Origin of the sequence: Hansschlegelia beijingensis, from assembly GCF_045505405.1 — a bacterium.
Classification (GTDB): Bacteria; Pseudomonadota; Alphaproteobacteria; order Rhizobiales; family Methylopilaceae; genus Methylopila; species Methylopila beijingensis_A.
Genome location: NZ_JBJKEX010000275.1, coordinates 1 through 4,156, shown reverse-complemented (window position 1 = coordinate 4,156; position 4,156 = coordinate 1). Strand labels below are relative to the sequence as shown.

Annotated in this window: 3 protein-coding genes and 1 pseudogene; all 4 read left to right on the top strand. The window is 68.0% G+C overall.

Annotation, left to right across the window (positions count from 1 at the left end; translation table 11 throughout):
- A pseudogene (locus tag ACIKT0_RS14160) lies at positions 1 to 234 on the top strand (hypothetical protein); the annotation flags it as partial.
- Positions 167 to 2,077, top strand: coding sequence for a DNA topoisomerase IV subunit B (gene parE / locus ACIKT0_RS14155; protein ID WP_407105961.1), 1,911 nt, complete (start codon positions 167 to 169; stop codon positions 2,075 to 2,077). The pseudogene ACIKT0_RS14160 and the gene parE, both read left to right, overlap by 68 nt.
- A gap of 290 nt (positions 2,078 to 2,367) precedes the next feature.
- Positions 2,368 to 2,700: a phospholipase D-like domain-containing protein gene (locus tag ACIKT0_RS14150; protein ID WP_210286016.1), complete on the top strand. Its 333-nt coding sequence runs from the start codon at positions 2,368 to 2,370 to the stop codon at positions 2,698 to 2,700.
- A gap of 216 nt (positions 2,701 to 2,916) precedes the next feature.
- The coding region (locus ACIKT0_RS14145) for a DEAD/DEAH box helicase (protein WP_407105960.1) at positions 2,917 to 4,156 on the top strand (1,240 nt) is incomplete at its 3' end.

Below are 4,156 nucleotides of genomic sequence, written 5' to 3'. Positions count from 1 at the left end.
ATCAAGGACATCGGCCGCGCCATCCGATTCTTGCGCGGCACGGGGCAGATGGCCATCGTGCTGGTCGAGCAGTATTTCGATTTCGCGCAGGAGCTCGCCGACCGCTTCATCGTCACCCCTGCCCCGCGCCGCCGCGCCGGCCGAGGCCAGCTACACGGCGGCCGACATCGAGGTGCTCGAAGGCCTGGAGCCGGTGCGCCGACGCCCGGGCATGTATATCGGCGGCACCGATGAGAAGGCGCTGCACCACCTCTTCGCGGAGGTGATCGACAACGCGATGGACGAGGCGGTCGCTGGTCACGCCACCTTCATCGCGGTTGACGTGGGCGCTGATGGCTCTGTCACCGTCACGGACAATGGACGCGGCGTCCCGATCGACCCCCATCCGAAGTTTCCGGAGAAATCCGCGCTGGAAGTCATCATGACCACCCTGCACTCGGGTGGGAAGTTCGACTCCAAGGTCTACGAAACCAGCGGTGGACTGCACGGCGTCGGCGTCTCGGTCGTCAACGCGCTGTCCGAACGGCTCGACGTCGAGGTCGCGCGCAATCAGCGGCTCTACCGGCAGTCGTTCGCCCGAGGCGTCCCCCTGGGCGGCCTCGAGGAGATCGGCCCCGTCCACAACCGGCGAGGCACCAAGGTCCGCTTCCTTCCCGACGCCCAGATCTTCGGCGAGGGCGCCCGGCTGCAGCCTGCTCGCCTCTACCGCATGACCCGCTCGAAAGCGTACCTGTTCTCCGGCGTCGAGATCCGCTGGACCTGTCCCGCGGAACTGATCCCGGCAGGCGACGACACGCCGGAACGCGCGACGCTGCACTTCCCGGGCGGCCTGAAGGACTTTCTCGCCGCGAGCCTGTCAGATCGGGAGCTTTCGGCGGAGCTCTTCGCCGGCTCGCACAAGAAGCCCGGCGGTCACGGCTCTGTCGAATGGGCGGTCGCATGGACCGATGACGGCGAAGACGGCTTCTGCCGCTCCTACTGCAACACCATCCCGACGCCCGAAGGCGGCACCCACGAGAACGGCCTGCGGATGGCGCTGCTGCGCGGACTGCGCGGCTACGCGGAGCTCGTCAACAATAAGCGCGCCGCGATCCTGACCGGCGAGGACGTCATGCTGGGCGCGGCCGCGATGCTGTCCGCATTCATTCGCGAGCCGGAATTCCAGGGACAGACCAAAGAGCGGCTGGCGACGGCCGAGGCCTCTCGGATCGTCGAACAGGCTGTGAAGGACGCCTTCGACCACTGGCTTGCGGCCTCCCCGCAGCAAGCTAACCGGCTGCTCGAGAGCGTCATCCTGCGGGGCGAAGAACGTCTGCGGCGCCGGCAGGAAAAGGATGTCGCCCGCAAGACCGCCACCCGCAAGCTCCGCCTGCCGGGCAAGCTGGCCGATTGCAGCCAGGCGGGCGCCAAGGGCTCCGAGCTCTTCATCGTCGAGGGCGATTCCGCCGGCGGCTCCGCCAAGCAGGCGCGCGACCGCGCCACCCAGGCGGTGCTTCCGCTCCGGGGCAAGATTCTCAACGTCGCGAGCGCAGGCGCCGACAAGCTGGCCCAGAACCAGCAACTCGCGGACCTGCTGCTGGCTCTCGGCTGCGGCACCCGCTCGCGCTACTCGGACCCCGATCTCCGGTACGACCGCGTGATCGTGATGACCGACGCCGACGTCGACGGCGCGCACATCGCCTCGCTGCTGATGACTTTCTTCTTCCGGGAGCTTCCGGACCTGATCCGCAACGGGCACCTGTTCCTCGCCGTGCCTCCGCTTTACCGGCTGAGCCATGGCGGCGTGACTATCTATGCGCGCGATGACGCCCATAAGGACGAGCTGCTGGCGAAGAAGTTCAAAGGCAAGAACGTCGAGATCGGCCGCTTCAAAGGCCTGGGCGAAATGATGCCGGCCCAGTTGCGCGAGACCACGATGGACCCCGCGCGCCGCACGCTGCTGCGGGTCACCGTCGAGCAGTCCCAGGAAGACCCGACGCGCGACGCCGTCGAGCGCCTCATGGGAACGAAACCGGACGCGCGCTTCCGCTTCATTCAGGAGCGGGCGCCGTTCGCGGCTGAACTGGTGGACGTGTAGGCGAGGCCCCGTGCCTTCCCGGCGCGCGGCCCTATAACGGCCGGACGGTTCCCGGATCGGAGTCTGCAATGCGACGCCGCCTGAGACTGATCCTCGCTTTCGCCGTCGGCGCCGCAGCCGCGCCCGCCTTCGCGCAAACCCCGCCGCCGCCTACGCCGCCCGCCTCACCGACGGCTCCGCCCGACAAGATCGATCCCGGCCCGGTGAGGCCCGAGCGACCCGCTCCGCCCGATGGCGGGGCACCTTCTCCTTCGGCGGACGCCGCGCCGAAGACGGACGAGGTTTTGGGCGTGCCCGCCCAGGTCATCGCCCTTCGGGTAGGCGGGCCTTGGGAGGCGGACGGAAAGCGCGGCTTCTCACGCGTCATCGGCGTGCTCAACGGTGATCGCCAGCGCTTCTACGTGCAGTGGCTCGAAGAGCCGGATTTCCGCGTCGTCGAGACCAAGGAGCTCCAGGATCCTGACGCGGCTGAACTCACATTCGGGGACGTCCGCGCCGAGCCGGCAGACACCGGCGTCACCGTGTTCCTGGACACGATTCCGGACAAGGACGGCATGCGCGACACTTGGGTGATCGTGATCGGCGAGCCCGGCGACGCTCGTTTCGGTCCCGCCACGAACTGAACGACCGCCCGCGAAACGCGGCAGCCGGTGACCGCGCTTCAGCCGCGGCCGCCGGCTTAGACGGCGCTTTCCCAGCCGGGCGATTGACAATCGGCCCCTAAAGCCTCATTTCCCAACGTAGATCGTGGGCGCCGCGCGATGGCGCGCGCCTCGAGGCGAGCAATCGCGGCGCTCTGGCGCCGCGCCCTCCCCTGGCCGGCCGGCTTTAAGGACGTCATGACTTTTTCACAACTTGGACTGAGCCCGAAGGTGCTCGCCGCCGTCGAGACCTCGGGTTACACCGAGCCTACGCCGATCCAGGCGGCTGCGATCCCCCACGTGCTGCAGGGCAAGGACGTCCTTGGCATCGCGCAGACAGGCACGGGCAAGACGGCCTCGTTCACCCTACCGATGCTGACGCTTCTCGAGCAGGGCCGCGCGCGGGCTCGCATGCCCCGCACCCTGATTCTAGAACCGACGCGCGAGCTCGCAGCGCAGGTCGAGGAAAGCTTCGGCAAGTACGGCCAGAATCATAAGCTTTCGATGGCGCTGCTGATCGGCGGCGTCTCCTTCGGCGACCAGGACGCGAAGCTCACGCGCGGCGTCGATGTGCTGATCGCGACCCCCGGCCGTCTGCTCGACCATTTCGAGCGGGGCCGCCTGCTGCTGACCGGGATCGAGATTCTGGTCATCGACGAGGCGGACCGCATGCTCGACATGGGCTTCATCCCGGACATCGAGCGCATCTGCAAGCTGATCCCGCCGTCGCGCCAGACGCTGTTCTTTTCGGCCACCATGCCGCCGGAGATTCAGCGGCTGACCAAGCAGTTCCTGCGCGATCCGGTTCGCATCGAGGTGGCTCGCCCTTCGACGACCGCTGCGACCGTGACGCAGTTGCTGGTCGCGACGGAAGACGAGCCCGCCCTCAAGCGGGCGGCCCTCCGCCGTGTCATCCAGGACGCCACGGACTTCAAGAACGCGATCATCTTCTGCAACCGCAAGCGCGACGTCGCAGTCGTCTACAAGTCGCTCCAGCAGCACAACTTCAAGGTCGCCGCGCTGCATGGCGATCTCGACCAGCGCGCGCGGATGGCGGCGCTCGACAGCTTCAAGAACGGCGAAGTCGATCTTCTTGTCGCGAGCGACGTGGCCGCCCGCGGCCTGGACATTCCGGCGGTCAGCCACGTCATCAATTACGACGTGCCGATCCACGCCGAAGACTATGTGCATCGTATCGGCCGCACGGGGCGCGCGGGGCTTAGCGGCGTCGCCATCAGCCTCGTCACGCCCTCCGACGCCAAGCATCTCGGCGCCATCGAGAAGCTCACGCAGTCCTCGATCCCGTGGCAGGGCGCGCCGGTCGATCTCGAGGCCGCCGCCGAAGCCAAAAGCTCCCGCTCCAGGAGCACGCGGCGCCCCCGCGCAGAGAGCGCGACGGAGTCTCCGCGCCCGGCGCGCGGAGCGCGCCGTTCGGCCG